Origin of the sequence: Salinicola sp. CR57, assembly GCF_003206585.1 — a bacterium.
Lineage (GTDB): Bacteria > Pseudomonadota > Gammaproteobacteria > Pseudomonadales > Halomonadaceae > Salinicola > Salinicola lusitanus.
Window position 1 is genome coordinate 532,915 of record NZ_PZJL01000006.1, and the last position, 14,512, is coordinate 547,426.

Genomic DNA, 14,512 nt, shown 5'->3' on the forward strand with positions numbered 1-14,512 from the left:
GCGCGGCCTGCCACCATGTGCATCACTGCAACAAAACCGACCCATTTAGCGCGCAGGCGGGGCGGGGAGTCGACGGCGCGGCAGCGGCGCTGGCCAAGGTCAGCAAGCGTCGATAACAGCGCGGGGATGGGATACGTTCAATTTGAATTTCAATGTGTATGGAGCGTGTGATGAAAACCAGAGCGTGGTCGAACGGTAGGAATGGATATGGGATTCGTGTCGGTATGTCGAATCGCCGGGAATACTTCGACCCGGCATGGAAGGAGATCATCGTCGAGGTCGGCGGAGATTCCCACACCTTCGCATTGACCGAGGGCTTCTGGCATAAGTGCCCAGAGTTCCGTGATCGAGGCAAACCAGTCCTTCGCGATTGGCTTCATCAGCAGCGAGCTATCCCCTGGCCGTCCGGGCGACCTCCAGCCTTTGAACTCTCGCCATTGCACGGGAACCGCTTCGCTCTTAGGCGGATCACCGAGTAATAAAAAAAGCCACCCGGATGGGCGGCTTGGCTTGATCTGACAGGCTGGGCGTCAGACCAGCGGTGGCGACTCATTCGCTGGCGCCCAGCTCATACGGTCGGAACCGCACCACCTCCTGTCCCACGATGTCGTTGATCCCGAGGAACACCGCCTGGAGTGGTTCGAGTTCATTGACGTTGAACACACGCGCCGCTTTTTCCGCGTCGCCGAACCCGCCGACGTTGTTCGGCATCACGCCCATCAGTTGCGGCGGTACCCTGTGTCCGGCCAGCGTGTCGTCGCGCGTCACGTTCTTGATGCCGGCGAACTCGTCTTTCGCCGCGACCTCGCTGATCGGGATCAGCTGCACCCCGTCCTTCTTACCGCCCGGCGTGTACAGGAACAGGTTTCGGAAGTTGCCCGGGCCCTTCGACGACTTCAGCGCCTCGCGCATCGCATCGATGTCTTCCTGGTTCATCGCCTCGTCGGTGACGTTGAGGATGAAGCCGGCGTGGCTGCCGTTGAGGTAATACTTGCGCCGAAACAGCGTGGCGTTCTCGTTGAGCAGGATCGACTGCATCGCGCCCAGATAGTCCGGCACGCCGTAGATCTCCTGGTTGATGTCCGGCTCGAGCAGATGAATGACCGAGCCCCGCTCGAACTCCACCGGCTGACGCCAGTCGCACGTCCACCAATACTGCCCCGGCTCGACGCCCCGCCGGACGTACCGCGCCTGTGCCGGGCGCAGCTCCAGCAGCCGGCCCAGCCGACCGAACACCTGCTCTGGGTAGGCGTTGCCGAACACCAGGTAATCGGTCACCAGCGAGCGGAACGCCTGCCGGCTCAGCAGCGGATGCGGGATAAACGACCGCGACAGAATGTTTCGCTTCACCTGCAGGCTGCTGCCATGGTGTGCCGTCGCCCGATACGTCCGGGCCAGCGCCGGCAGGTCGACCGGTGGCTCGTACCACCGCGCGCCCAGAATCCAGCAACCGGTGTAGAGAAAGTCGTGCATGTCGATGACCGGTACCGGGTCGCCGAACGTGAAAGATTCCGCCCGCGCCGGCGTCGACTCGGTCAGCGTCGCGGGCACGCGAACGCGCGGTTTGTCGGCGGTTGCTGTCATCCGTAGATCTCCATCATGGATTTACCGCGCTCGCCTTCGGCCAGCACGTCGATCGGTTCGTTATGAAGGGCATGCATGGTTGCCCATGCCAGATCCGCGTGGCCGGTCTGATTGTTCCGGCCCGCGGCGTAGGTGAATTGGCGGCCACTCGCGGTCAGCTCGCGACGGATCGACGAGAACGACTGCGCGATGATCACGTCCCGTGCGTCGAACTCCAGCCGCCCTTTGTCGATGATGTGCTGTGCCTGGCGCACCAGCGCCGCCTTGCTATCCGGCGTGTAGCGGTAGCGCGTCACGCGCGGGAAGAACTTCGCGACCAGCTGCGCCACCGCCTCGCCCATGCCATTGGTATCGATGCCGATGAACTGGACGTTGTAGCGTTGCGTGATCTGACGGATGAATTCTGCTTGGGCTTCGTAGTCCTGCCCCTTGATGCGGTGCTTCTCCAGGATCCGATGACGGTCGTTGCGATTCTTCGCCGGGGCCAGCACGACCAGCCCCGCGCCATCACTGCCCTCTCCGTCGCCCGCCGGGTCGTAGCCGATCCACACCGGCGCCTGGCCGAATGGCCGCGCCGCGAACGGTTTCCAGTCGCGCCACAGATCCCAGCTATCTACCATGCACCGTTGCATGGTCATCATCGGGAATGCCGACTGGCTGTCGTCGACGAACTCGCACATCAGCAGGTTCGCGAACTCGTCGTCGCTGTACTCGAGCCGGAGCTGATCGATGTCGAACAGATCACACCCGCCGGCGATGGCGTCCTGAATCGTCACGATCTGACGCCATTGACCGTCGCCGCAGTGCGCCCCGCTGGCCAGCGCCGAGTGGCTCACGTCGATTTCAATGCGGTCGGCTTTTGCCCGGCGCTTGTTGAAGCGCTCGCCCGTCCAGAACGGGTAAGCCTCGTGGGCCACGGATGAAGGCGTGCTGAAATAGGTCTGCTTCCACTTCTTGTGCATCGCCATGCCGGACGTGACTTTCCGGAACTGCTCGAATCCGTTGATCCAGAAATATTCGTCGAGGTAGGTATCGCCGTGGTAGCCCTGGGCGGTTTTTGCGTTCGTGCCGAGGAAATGCAGCTCCGCGCCGTTGGCCAGCACGATGGGATCGCCCTTGAGCTCCACGCCCGTCGTCTCCTTCACGAACTGGACGATGTAGTTGCGGAAAATGTGGGCCTGCGCCTTGCTCGCCGACATGAATATCTTGTTCTTGCCCGTCTCCAGGGCGTCGGCGATCGCTTCCCGGGCGAAATACCAGGTCGCGCCGATCTGGCGCGACTTGAGCAGGTTACGGATCCGCTCGTGCTGGCCGGCGCGGTACCAGTGCCGCTGGTAGAGAAACAGCGATGCCTCGAATGCCTCGACGATCTGGATGACGCCCTGGTCGCCGACATCGTTGCGCTTCGGCTTGCGCTTCTCGCCAGCGTTGCGCCGCTCGATGTTCGGATTGAGGTCGCTCTCCTTCCCGCTCGACTCGTACTTGTGGACCCGCGCCAGACGCTCGATCTGCCGGCCAAGTAGATCGATCTCCTTGAAGTCCCGCCCATCCTTTTCGGGCTTGCAGATCAACTGAACCAGCCGCGCCTCGAGCGCACCCTCGACCCGCTGCATCGGGCTGGCGTCGTCCCACTTTTCACGCTGTTTCCAGCTCGCCACCGTGGCCCGTGGCTCATCGAGAAACTCCGCAATACGGGAAATACGCCACCCCGACCAATACAGGTGGCGAGCGCTCAGGCGGTTGCTATCGAGGGCGTCGAGCGACGCATCGAGTTCCGCGGGTTCGGGTGGCAGCGGCGCCGCTGCAGTCGGCGGTAGTTTCATGCGGCCAGCGTACCGACGCGGCCGAAACCGTTATCTCTCAACGGTTTGTCACCCGCCATTCTACAACGCCAATTCGTTGAGACTCACCGCCGGGACGCGGAACCTGACGCCCATACAGTAGTTCTGCCTGCCCGTTCGCTCCCGGAGACCGCTACATGCCCTGGCACCGCATCGCCACCGAAGGCGCCACCACCGACGGCCGCAAGATCAGCGCCGACTGGCTCAACCAGATGGCCGCCAATTTCGACCCCGACACGTACGGTTGCCGGGTGAACCTCGAGCACATCAAGGGCGTACTCCCGGATAGCCCGTTCAAGGCTTATGGCGACGTCACCGCGCTCAAGACCGAGAAAAATGCCAAGGGCAAAGTCCAGCTACTCGCCGAAATCGATCCGACCGATGAGCTGAAGGCGCTGAACGAGAAGCGCCAGAAGGTCTACACCAGCATGGAAGTCGACCCCGAATTCGCCGATACCGGCGAGGCCTATCTCGTTGGCCTCGCTGTCACCGATACCCCTGCCTCGCTCGGTACTTCGATGCTGCAGTTCAGCGCGCAGCAGGCGAAAGATGGCGGCGAGTCCCCGCTGGCCAGCCGCAAACAGCGGCCCGAAAACCTGTTCTCCGCCGCCATGGAAACCGAATTCGACTTCTCCGAAGAGCCGGAAAAAGGTCCGTCCCTCACCGAGCGGTTCAAGGCGCTGTTCGCCAAGCATGACGCCAAGACCGAAGCCGGGTTCGCTGCCTTCCGCGCCGAACTCGAGGACACCCTCGGCCTGTTCGTGAAGCGTCACCAGGCGCTGGCCGACGATCTCGCCGCGCGCCCCACCGCCGCCGCGTTCACCGGGCTGCAGGAAGCGCATGACGATCTGAAAACCCGGTTCGACGAGCTTTATACCCAGCTCGACACGACGCCCCGACACCAACGCCGCCAAGAGTCCACTGGCGGTAACGACTCAATCGAAACGGACTGCTGAGAGAGACCATGCGCAACCAAACCCGAAGACTCTTCAACGCCTACGCCGCGCGGCTCGCTCAGCTCAACGGCGCCGAGAATGCCTATGCCGCGTTCGAGGTCGATCCGTCGGTCCAGCAGACGCTCGAGACCAAGATTCAGGAATCGAGCGAATTCCTGAGCCGGGTCAACATCACTGGCGTTCGCGACCTCAAGGGCCAGAAGCTCGGCCTCGGCATCACCGGCCCAATCGCTGGCCGCACCGATGTCAGCCAGCGTGACCGCGTACCCGTCGACCCCACCAACCTCGAGCCGCAGGACTACGAGTGCCACTCGACCGAGTTCGACACCTTCATCACCTGGGCCAAGCTCGACGCCTGGTCCAAGTTCCCGGATTTCCAGGCCCGCGTGCGCGACGCCATCCTTCGTCAGCAGGCGCTCGATCGCATCATGATCGGGTTCCACGGCAAGACGGCCGCCAAGCAGACCGATCGCACCGCAAATCCGATGCTCGAGGACGTCAACATCGGTTGGCTGCAGCAGTACCGCAATAACGCCAGCGCTCGCGTTATCAATGGTGTGCAGATCGGCAAAGGGCAGGAGTTCCAGAACCTCGACGCGCTGGTATTCGAAGCGGTCAACTCGCTGGTCGAGCCTTGGTATCGCGAGAACACCGATCTCGTCGCCCTGGTTGGGCGCTCGATGATGACCGAGAAGTATCTGCCCAAGATCAACGAGTGGGAGCAGCCCACCGAGGCCCGCGCCCTCGACCTGATCATGGCCGCCAAGCGCATGGGCGGACAGAACGCCATCCAGGTGCCGTTCATGCCGGAAAACGCGATCTTCATCACATCGACCGACAACCTCTCGATCTACTGGCAAGAAGGCTCGCGTCGCCGCCACCTGATCGAGAAGCCCGAGCGCAAGCGCATCGTCAACTACGAGTCCAGCAATGACGCCTACGTCATCGAGGACTACGGGTTCGGCTGCCTCCTTGAAGGCATCGAATTCGCCGACGCTGCGGCCGGGGAGTAACCCATGGTCAGCTCCATCCGCAGACACTACGAGCGCGTCACCGCCGCGAAAGCGGCGGCTGACGCCGGCGATCAGCCGATGCACGGCGAAGCCTTCGAGCTGATGAAGGCGCAACTGTTCGAGGACTACCGCCGGCTGAAGTCGATCCAGTCAGTCGAGCGCAAGATCGAGGTCAAGCGCGAGATCCTGCCGAACTACGCCGAGTACGTTGCCGGCGTGCTGGAATCCGGCCAGGGCGCGCAGGACGAAGTGCTGATGCGCGTCATGCTCTGGCGCATCGACGTCGGTGACATCGACGGCGCTCTGGAAATCGCCCGCTACGCGATCACCCATGAACTCGATCCCGGCGAGCAATTCCAGCGCTCTACTGCCGCCCTCCTCGTCGAGGAATCCGCCGACCAGGCGCTCACCCTCGCCGACGATGACGACTCGCTACTCGATGCCCTGCGTGAGATCGACACGCTGATCAATGGCGCCGACATGCACGACCAGATCCGCGCCAAGCTCCACAAGGCGCTGGGCAACGGCCACCGCGCCCGCGGCGAGCCGGCCGAAGCCATCGCCGAATACCAACGCGCCCGGGAGCTCAATGATCGAGTCGGCGTAAAGCGCGATATCGAGACGCTCGAGCGCGAACTCAAGAAAGCCCCGCAGGACGGACCGTCGCCCGAGCCAACCAAGGCAACGGCCGACGATCAGCAACCCAACACCAGCCCTACGGGCTGACACAGAGTCGACCGCCGACGCCAGGGGGCACGACGGTGACGGAAAGCCCAGGCTCTCCCGAAACCGTCGTCCACCCCCTGATTTATCAAACGCGCCCGCCGACGCGCGAGTGCTCACCATGCCGGAGGGTTTGAGATGTCCAGTTTCGTCGCCGCCGGCAATGCCAGCGCCGCCCCCGCGGCACCGATCGCAAACGCCGTGTTCTATCCCGACATCGACCCGGCTGAGTTCCGCGATTCGCACCGCATCGACGGCACCATCACGCCCCAGCGCATTACCGATGTCCTGCTGACAGCGATCGCCACGACCAATCGGATTTTGCGCGAGTGGATGGCCGCCCAGGTCGAGGCTGGGTATCTCACGATCGACAGCGTCCCCACCCCGCACTGGCAGCCACCGGAAATCTACCCCGCGCTCTACCAGCGCGCCGTGTTCGCCGAGGCCCACGCCCAGCTCCTCGAGCGTTACCGCGACTACGACGCCACCGCTGCCAGCCGCGACCGGGGGGACCTGCACGACCAGACCGCCGACAACTACCGCCGCGACGCGCGCTGGGCCGTCGCCGAGATCGTCGGTCGCTCCCACGTCACGGTCGAGCTGATATGAACGACATCCCTGTCGTTCACCCTACGGGCCAGCGCTGCGCGCTGTTCCAATCCTCTCCCGGAGGATTGGTCTGATGCCGCGCACGATTCGCAGCCTCCAGGGCGACACCCTCGACCGTATTTGTTACCGCGTCTACGGACAGACAGCGGACGTCACTGAGCGAGTGCTACAGGCCAACCCTGGTCTGGCAGATCTCGGCCCGGTACTCCCCAGCGCGACCCTCGTCACGCTGCCGGAGATCGCAACCCAGTCGCCCAGCACCGCAACCGTCCAAATCTGGGACTGATGCCATGCGACCGACTCGACACCACAGCAGGAATCACAACCACACGCCCGATCCCATGATCGTGCTGATAACGCTACTCATCGCAAACGCAGGGACGACCATGGCCCAGCAGCTCAGCATCACCACCGAAGCCATCAAGACCACGCCACCGGCCATCGTCTCGCTGCTTCACGCCGGCGGCATGACGCCATCGGACTGGATCACCATTATGACGCTCGCCTACCTCAGCCTGCAGATCGGCCTGCTCGTGCCCAAGTATCTCGAGCGATTCCGGGAGTGGCGCGACAACCGAGGGAAACGCTCATGAAAAACCTCGGCCGCTGGATCGGCGGTGGTGCGATCGGAGGCGCCTGTGGCATCGCGCTCTCGCTGTCGATCAACGTCGTCAAACACTACGAGGGCACCGAGCTGGAGGCGTATCCCGACCCCGCCGGCATCCCCACGATCTGCACCGGCCACACCGGCCCGACGGTCGCGCTCAACCAGACGCGCACTCAGCAGGAGTGCGATGACCTGCTGGCCGGCGACCTCGGTACCGCGTTCGACGCCATCGACCAAAACGTGTCGCCGGAAATCAACGCCACCATGCCGCCGACGCGCCGGGCCGCACTGGCCTCGTTCGTGTTCAACGTCGGCGTGGGCGCATTCCAACGCTCGACACTGCTCGAACAGCTCAACGCCGGCAACACTCGCGCCGCCTGCGATCAGCTCAACCGATGGGTCTACGCCAGCGGCCGAAAACTCCCCGGCCTGGTCAAGCGCCGAGCGACCGAGCACGAGCTATGCCTGGCGGGGCTGGATGAATGAGAACGCGGATCCTGGCGGGCCTGTTCGCCCTGGCCATCTCGGTCGCAGGCACCGCCGGCTGGCTCACTCGTGGCTGGCTCGAGGATAGCCACCGGCTGACCGCGATCGAGGCCGCCCGCGAAACGGCCAGCCAGGCACTGGCCCGCGAGTCCGTCATCGCCGGCGTCGTCGAGGCCCGGCTCTCAACGCTCGACGCCAACGAACGCATCATCGACCGGGGAATCGTCCGTGAGATCCAGAAACCAATTTATCGCAACGTCTGTCTCGGCGCTGATGCTCTCCGCCTGCTCAACGACGCCGCCGCCGGCCGCGTCCCCGATTCAACAGACACTGCTGACCCGCTGCCCGCAGACGCTCCCGCCGCTGACTGACGGCACCGGCCGCGATGTCGTGCTCACGATGCGCGAATGGGCCGGCCAGTATCAGCGCTGCGCCACACGTCATAACGGACTCGTCGACGCCCTGACCGGAGCAGACCGTGAAAAAGCTCAACGCCCTACGCCAGTACCTGATTGACGCCGTCCCGAGTCTCGCCCGCGATCCCGGCAACCTGCTCACGTTCGTCGAGGACGGATCGATCGAGTTCGCCCGCGGCCCCAACCTCAGCCACGGCTACACCTACACGGCGCAGCTCGTGCTGACGGACTACGCCGCCGACATAGACGCGGTCATGATCCCGCTGCTCGACTGGCTCTCTATCTACCAGCCGGATCTCGATCCGAATCAGGCCGTGTCATTCGAGGCCGAGATTCTCAGCAACAGCGCCGTCGACCTGGCGCTGCGCGTCCAGCTCACCGAACGCGTCGTCGCCAAGCGCGACTGTGCCACCGGTCAGATTCACGCCGAGCACCGAATGCCCCGGTTCGAGCGCGAGGAGTGCCCCGCCGAGCACTGGCAGTTGCTCATCCGCAATGCTTACATCGACGGCGACTATGAGCTGATTGCGGAGTGGGATGGGCCGCGGGAGCAAGGCGCCGATGGCCTCTGACGATCTCAGCCAGCTCGATGACTGGCTGGCCCCACTGCTCGCCCGGCTGCAAGCGCACGAACGTCGCCGCCTCGCCCGCCTGGTCGCCACCGATCTACGCCGCAGCCAGCGCGAGCGCATCAAACGCCAAGAGAATCCGGACGGATCGGCATTCGCCTCGCGCCGCTCGCGGGATCGCCAGGGCCAGATCCGTCGAGATGCCATGTTCTCGAAGATCCGCACCGCCAAATACCTGCAGACCCGGTCGAGCCCCAACGGCGCCACCGTTGGATTTTTCGGCCGCATTGCCAGCATCGCCCGCACCCATCAATACGGCCTACGCGACCGCGTAACCGAGAACGGCCCCCGCGTGAAATACGCCGAACGCGAGCTGCTCGGGTTCAGCGAGGCAGATCGTCAGCGCGTGAGCGACGGCATCCTCGACTATCTCGACGGCGAGCTGTAACAGCCCGTTCTACAACGCGCGCCGCTCGCCAGCCGCCGCCACGCTGCGGACGATAGCCGCATAGTCACTCAGCCCGGTACGCCATGAATTCCGTCGAACTCGCACGATTACTACAGAACGTGATCCGCATCGGCACGGTCGCCCAGGTCGACCACGCCACCGCGTGCATCCGCGTGCGCACCGGGGAGCTACTGACCGACTGGATCCCGTGGCTCGTCGGTCGTGCCGGTCAAGCCCGCACCTGGAACCCGCCGACTACCGGCGAACAGGTCGTGCTGGTCTCGCCCGGCGGCGAGCTGCGCGCCGCCATTGCGCTGCCGGCGATCTATGCCAACGCCAACCCCGCGCCGGTCAACGCCCCAAACCTGACCCACTGGCTGATGCCGGATGGTGCCGTGATCGAATATGACCACGAAGCAAGCCACCTGCGCGCCACGCTGCCCGGATCGGCATCGGTCGACGCCCAGGCCGACGTCACCGTCACTACCGCCGCCGCTCTGACCGCCACGGCCGCCGGCGGCGCGACCATCAACGCCAACGTCGTCATCAATGGCAACGTCACGTTGAACGGCAATCTAAGCCAGCCCAGCGGCAAGACCGCGACCATGTCTGGCGCGGTTCATTTCAAGGGCGCGGTGACAAGCAACGGCAAGGACATCAGCTCGAGCCACACCCATGACGGCGTGCAACGCGGCGGCGACAAGACCAACGGGGTGACCTGATGCCAGGCATGAACCGCACGACCGGCCAGCCCCTCGACGGCGTCGATCACATTCGCCAATCCATCGCCGACATCCTGACAACGCCGATCGGCTCCCGCGTCATGCGCCGGGACTACGGCTCTCTGCTGCCCGAACTCATCGACCAGCCGTTGAACGGTGCCACCGCCCTGCGCGCCTACTCGGCCACCGTTGTCGCGCTCATGCGCTGGGAACCGCGGATCCGCGTGAAGCAGATCACGCGCACCGTCTCGACCACCCGCCCTGGTCGGCTCGATCTCAGCATCACCGCACGCCGTACCGACACCGGCGACGACGTCACCCTCGACGTCGCGCTGACGGGGAGCAACTGACATGGCCGGAGGATTCACCGCCGTCGACCTCTCGCGCCTGCCCGCGCCGGCCGTCGTCGAGGAAATCGAGTTCGAAGTCATCTTAGAAGCGATGCTGGCCGACCTGCGCGAGCGCGATCCGAGCTTTGACGTCACCGTCGAATCCGACCCGGCCTACAAGGTGCTACAGGTCGCCGCGTACCGCGAAATGCTGCTGCGCCAGCGCATCAACGAGGCCGCCAAGGGCGTCATGCTGGCCTACGCCATCGGCTCGGATCTCGACCACCTCGGCGCGCTCTACGGCGTCGAGCGCCAGACCCTGACCACCGGTGATCCCGATGCCATACCGCCGGTCGAACCGACGTTCGAAAGCGACGCCGATTTTCGCCGCCGTATCCAGCTCTCACTCGAAGGGTTCAGCACAGCCGGCCCCGAGGGTGCCTATGTGTTTCACGCGCTGTCGGCCGATGGCGCCGTGCTGGATGCCAGCGCGACCAGCCCATCGCCCGGTGAAGTCGTCGTCACCGTGCTCTCACGGAATGACAACGGCAACGCGCCGGCGTCGCTGCTCGAGGTCGTCAACAGAACGCTATCCGCCGAGGATGTTCGACCGCTGACCGACCACGTCACCGTGCAAACCGCCCAGATCATCGAGTACCACATCGACGCGACGCTCTATTTCTACGCCGGGCCGGATCGCGAGGTGGTCATGCGCCAGGCACAAAAGCAGGCCGCGACGTACGCCGAGCAACAGCACCGCCTCGGGCTCGACGTCACGCTCTCCGGCCTCTACGCCGCGCTCCATCAGCCCGGCGTGCAGCGCGTCGAACTCACGTCACCGGGGGCGAGCATCGTTGTCGACCGCACCCAGGCGACCTACTGCTCCGGAATCGATCTGACCGACGGAGGTCTCGATGAGTGATTCAGACGCCCGAGGCCGCGCCGTCAGCCTACTGCCGCCCAACGCCACCGAAGCCGAGCGGGCGCTCGAGGCCACCACCGCCACGGCCAGCGACCTACCGGTACCACTGCGGACGCTCTGGAACCCCGACACCTGCCCCGCGGATCTGCTGCCGTGGCTCGCCTGGGCGATGTCGCTGGATTCCTGGCAGCCGTATTGGCCGGAGCGCATCAAGCGCCAGCGCATCCGCGACGCCATCGAGATCCAGCGCCGCAAGGGCACCGCCAAAAGCGTGCGAGACGTCGTCCGTTCCTTCGGCGGCAGCCTGGCGCTGCGCGAGTGGTGGCAGAAGGCAGACAGGGGCGAGCCCCACACCTTCGAGGTGGTGCTGACGCTCGGCTCGGACGTCCCCAATAACGCCGAGTTTCAACAGGACATCGTCGACGAGATCAGCCGCACCAAGCCGGTCCGCTCGCATTTCACTTTCACCGCCGGGCTGAGTGGAGCCGGCGGGGTCGGCATCGCAGGGGCAGCACGCCCGTTCATCTACCGCCGGCTATCGGCCACCGCTGAATAGAGGATCCCCATGGCCATTGTCTTCACCATCACCGACGCCGGCCGCGCCGCGCTGGTCGACCCCGACAATAACGGCACCAACGCCGTGGTCATCGCCGAGGTCGGGCTGGGATCCGGGCGTTATGCGCCGACGAAGGATCAGACCGAGCTGGAAGCGCCGATCAAGCGCGTGGACACCATCGCCGGCCAGGCGGTCTCCGACGATACGCTTCACGTCACCGTCCAGGACGAAACCGCCGACGCCTACCAGGTCGGCGAGATCGGCCTGTTCACCGATGCCGGCGTGCTGTTCGCGGTCTACTCGCAAAGCGACTGGATCATCGAGAAAGCGGCGCCCGCGACACTGCTGCTCGCCACCGACCTGGTGGTGGAATCGCTCGATGTCTCGAGCATCACCTTCGGCGATGCCGCGTTCCTCAATCCCCCGGCATCCACCACCGTCAAAGGCGTGCTCGAACTCGCCACCCAGGAGGAAGTCGACGCCGGCACCGACAGGCTACGCGCAGTCGTCCCCCGCACGCTGAAAGCGTTCATCGACAGAGTGCTCGCCGCCTACGCCACGGTAAAGCAGCTCACCGATCACGCAGCCAGCCGCGACCACCCCGCCGCCAATACCAACAATCAGGGAATGGTCGAACTCGCGACCTATCAGGAAACCAAGGATGGCGCGGACAACACCCGCGCAGTCACGCCAGCGGCCAATAAAGCCGCGCTGGACCAGCACCGTCAGGAAACCGGCGCCCACGCTGGGGACCGTATCAGCCTGGGGGCCCTGGCTAAGCTCGGCAACCCGAAGACGGTGCAAGCCGCACTCGCCACCTTGGGAACGGCGGCCGTTCGTGACGAAGGCTCGGGCAAAGGGCTGGATGCGGATAAGCTGGATGGGCTGGAATCGGAAAAGTTCATGCGCAGCGATGTCGCGAATGCCGTTTTGTTGCTCGGCAATCGAGAAGCGGGTGATGTGAAAGAAGACGGCGCCGTTATCTTCGATCACAGCCACGGCATTTTCGTTTACATGGATTCGCCGCCTATCGGCACGGAAGGCCCGTACGCTGTCATGACGGCGGCGACAACTCAGGCTGGCAACAACATCGAGATAACCGGCGGCAAAGGCAAAGACAGCATTCCCACGATTTCCGTCAAGCAAGGGTCTGGGTCGGGTCTGGACGCGGACAAACTAGACGGACTCCAGGCAAGCCAGTTCATTCGAAGCGACGCCAAGAGTCAGCTCAAGGGAGAGTTACAAGTCGATTCCGACCAAGGACTTATCATCGTCTACAGAAGCGCCGGTGGGCTGCGTCTATCCGGGTTCGCAAACGGAGAGACTCATTTCATTCATGGCCCCGAAGGCAACGGGGATGACATTTTCAGAATCACCAGGCGTGGAAAAAGAAGCTACGAGATATCAGTCGGTAATGGCGGCGGTTTTTCTGAACTATGGCATGCCAATAACCTTAATCCAATAAAGGTCGGTGCCGCTAACCAAACGGTAGGCGATGGGTTTCATGTAAACGGCAATAAGTTTTACTTCGGCACTGATGGCAACAAAGAGCATAACTTGTTCGATAACGACGGCGCTGGCAACGCCGGCTTACAGTTCGGCATGGACAAGGACAAATCGACAGCCGTCGGCGGCGCTGTCGAGTTCCAAGCGGATATCGACAATAGCGATAATTCCGCGTGGAGGATTAGCCTCGACAGTCGGAAGCGAAACAAGGGAGATTCAATAAATTTCGATCAGGAGCTTTTGGGAAGCCGAAGCGGCCTTCAATGGAACGGCAACAATATCTGGCATGAGGGCGATGCAGCGCGCAGCCGAGGAACCAGCGGATACGTCAAAAATCCCGATGGCACCATCATTCAATGGGGTGAAGTGAACAACCGGTCGGGTGGTAATTCCGGTGGCGCATACGATACATGGAAGATCGGCTTTCCCATCACGTTCCCTAACGCGTGTCGCCAGGTTATCCCATCGTTCGGGAATCTCCAGTTCGGCGGATCATCACGCGCCATGCTTTGTGCCGAGCAGCTTGAGAACAACCGTTTCCAGCTCGCGATCGGTGCGGAACAACCGTACTCGGGACAAACCGTTCGTTACATCGCCGTGGGGTACTGATGATGCATTACAGCGCAACGCAGAACGCGTTCTACCCATCCGAAATGCAGGCCGATTACATCGCTGCCGGCACCTGGCCAGATGATGCCGTCAACGTTGACGACGAGACGTTCCAGATTTTTGGTCTGGGTGAGCCGCCCGCTGGCATGACTCGCGGTAGCGATTCGGCGGGCCAGCCGTGCTGGCAACCGTCCCCAGCAGAACCCATCGGGTCGGTCGCCGCGCGTCAGCGTGCCCTCATCGAATCAGCCCTCTCCGCCACTCTCGCCGCCGGCATGCCCTACACCCTGCCCGACGGCACGGATGACGTGATCCAGACCCGCCCGGACGAAGACGAAGCCAACCTGCTCGGCCTGGCCATCGAAGCGCGAGATCTCCGTGCCGCTGGCGAAACCGGCGCCGTCATGTCACTGCGCGCCAGGTCGAACACCGTCTACGCGCTCACGCCAGAGCAGATGATCGCGCTTACCGACGCCGCGAAAGCGTTCAAGCAGCGGCTGCTGGCCAAGTCGTGGGAGTTGAAGGACGCCGTCAGCGCGGCCATGGAGGCCGGGGATCGAGAAGCCATCGAGACCGTGACGTGGGAGGAGTGACAAAAACCGGCCCAGCCGCCACT

18 protein-coding genes are annotated in these 14,512 nt (G+C 63.8%); 16 read left to right on the forward strand and 2 right to left on the reverse strand.

Translation table 11 applies throughout. The features are described from left to right. Positions 1-549: 549 nt before the first annotated feature. The gene (locus DOM56_RS12500; protein WP_110709176.1) at positions 550-1,584 is read right to left on the reverse strand and encodes a phage portal protein; all 1,035 of its coding nucleotides are present in this window, start codon (positions 1,582-1,584) and stop codon (positions 550-552) included. Continuing rightward, the gene (locus tag DOM56_RS12505; protein WP_110709179.1) at positions 1,581-3,407 is read right to left on the reverse strand and encodes a terminase family protein; all 1,827 of its coding nucleotides are present in this window, start codon (positions 3,405-3,407) and stop codon (positions 1,581-1,583) included. The genes DOM56_RS12500 and DOM56_RS12505 overlap by 4 nt, the downstream gene beginning before the upstream one ends. A gap of 155 nt (positions 3,408-3,562) precedes the next feature. On the opposite strand from DOM56_RS12505, the gene DOM56_RS12510 reads away from it, so the two are divergent. From DOM56_RS12510 to DOM56_RS12585, 16 genes are all read left to right on the forward strand, one after another. Next, on the forward strand, positions 3,563-4,381 hold the full coding sequence (locus tag DOM56_RS12510) for a GPO family capsid scaffolding protein (RefSeq protein ID WP_110709181.1): 819 nt from the start codon (positions 3,563-3,565) through the stop codon (positions 4,379-4,381). A gap of 8 nt (positions 4,382-4,389) precedes the next feature. Further along, positions 4,390-5,394: a phage major capsid protein, P2 family gene (locus DOM56_RS12515; protein ID WP_110709183.1), complete on the forward strand. Its 1,005-nt coding sequence runs from the start codon at positions 4,390-4,392 to the stop codon at positions 5,392-5,394. A 3-nt stretch (positions 5,395-5,397) separates the two neighbouring features. Next, on the forward strand, positions 5,398-6,120 hold the full coding sequence (gene gpM / locus DOM56_RS12520; protein ID WP_110709185.1) for a phage terminase small subunit: 723 nt from the start codon (positions 5,398-5,400) through the stop codon (positions 6,118-6,120). Positions 6,121-6,255: 135 nt separating this feature from the next. Next, positions 6,256-6,726 (forward strand): head completion/stabilization protein, encoded by a 471-nt coding sequence (locus DOM56_RS12525; protein ID WP_110709187.1) that lies wholly within the window; start codon positions 6,256-6,258, stop codon positions 6,724-6,726. 73 nt (positions 6,727-6,799) lie between these two features. Further along, entirely contained in the window at positions 6,800-7,012 is a 213-nt protein-coding gene (locus tag DOM56_RS12530) for a tail protein X (protein ID WP_110709189.1), read from the forward strand. Between the two features lie 100 nt (positions 7,013-7,112). Next, positions 7,113-7,319, forward strand: a complete 207-nt coding sequence (locus DOM56_RS12535) for a hypothetical protein (RefSeq protein WP_157958229.1) — start codon at positions 7,113-7,115, stop codon at positions 7,317-7,319. Beyond that, positions 7,316-7,819, forward strand: a complete 504-nt coding sequence (locus tag DOM56_RS12540; RefSeq protein WP_110709193.1) for a lysozyme — start codon at positions 7,316-7,318, stop codon at positions 7,817-7,819. Before DOM56_RS12535 ends, DOM56_RS12540 begins: the two co-directional genes overlap by 4 nt. Further along, positions 7,816-8,190 carry a hypothetical protein gene (locus DOM56_RS12545; protein ID WP_110709195.1) on the forward strand — a complete coding sequence of 125 codons (375 nt, stop codon included), beginning with the start codon at positions 7,816-7,818 and terminating at the stop codon, positions 8,188-8,190. Before DOM56_RS12540 ends, DOM56_RS12545 begins: the two co-directional genes overlap by 4 nt. Before the next feature lie 107 nt (positions 8,191-8,297). Continuing rightward, positions 8,298-8,807 (forward strand): phage tail protein, encoded by a 510-nt coding sequence (locus DOM56_RS12550; protein ID WP_110709198.1) that lies wholly within the window; start codon positions 8,298-8,300, stop codon positions 8,805-8,807. Further along, positions 8,797-9,252, forward strand: coding sequence for a phage virion morphogenesis protein (locus DOM56_RS12555; RefSeq protein WP_110709388.1), 456 nt, complete (start codon positions 8,797-8,799; stop codon positions 9,250-9,252). Before DOM56_RS12550 ends, DOM56_RS12555 begins: the two co-directional genes overlap by 11 nt. Before the next feature lie 83 nt (positions 9,253-9,335). Next, positions 9,336-9,974, forward strand: a complete 639-nt coding sequence (locus DOM56_RS12560; RefSeq protein WP_110709200.1) for a phage baseplate assembly protein V — start codon at positions 9,336-9,338, stop codon at positions 9,972-9,974. A gap of 8 nt (positions 9,975-9,982) precedes the next feature. Next, positions 9,983-10,324, forward strand: a complete 342-nt coding sequence (locus DOM56_RS12565) for a GPW/gp25 family protein (protein WP_232822276.1) — start codon at positions 9,983-9,985, stop codon at positions 10,322-10,324. A gap of 1 nt (position 10,325) precedes the next feature. After that, positions 10,326-11,225, forward strand: a complete 900-nt coding sequence (locus DOM56_RS12570; RefSeq protein WP_110709204.1) for a baseplate J/gp47 family protein — start codon at positions 10,326-10,328, stop codon at positions 11,223-11,225. After that, positions 11,218-11,781 (forward strand): phage tail protein I, encoded by a 564-nt coding sequence (locus tag DOM56_RS12575; RefSeq protein ID WP_110709206.1) that lies wholly within the window; start codon positions 11,218-11,220, stop codon positions 11,779-11,781. Before DOM56_RS12570 ends, DOM56_RS12575 begins: the two co-directional genes overlap by 8 nt. A 9-nt stretch (positions 11,782-11,790) precedes the next feature. After that, complete coding sequence (locus DOM56_RS12580) at positions 11,791-13,896, forward strand: hypothetical protein (RefSeq protein ID WP_110709208.1); 2,106 nt, start codon at positions 11,791-11,793, stop codon at positions 13,894-13,896. After that, positions 13,896-14,489 (forward strand): DUF4376 domain-containing protein, encoded by a 594-nt coding sequence (locus DOM56_RS12585; RefSeq protein ID WP_110709209.1) that lies wholly within the window; start codon positions 13,896-13,898, stop codon positions 14,487-14,489. Before DOM56_RS12580 ends, DOM56_RS12585 begins: the two co-directional genes overlap by 1 nt. The last annotated feature ends 23 nt before the right edge of the window (positions 14,490-14,512 follow it).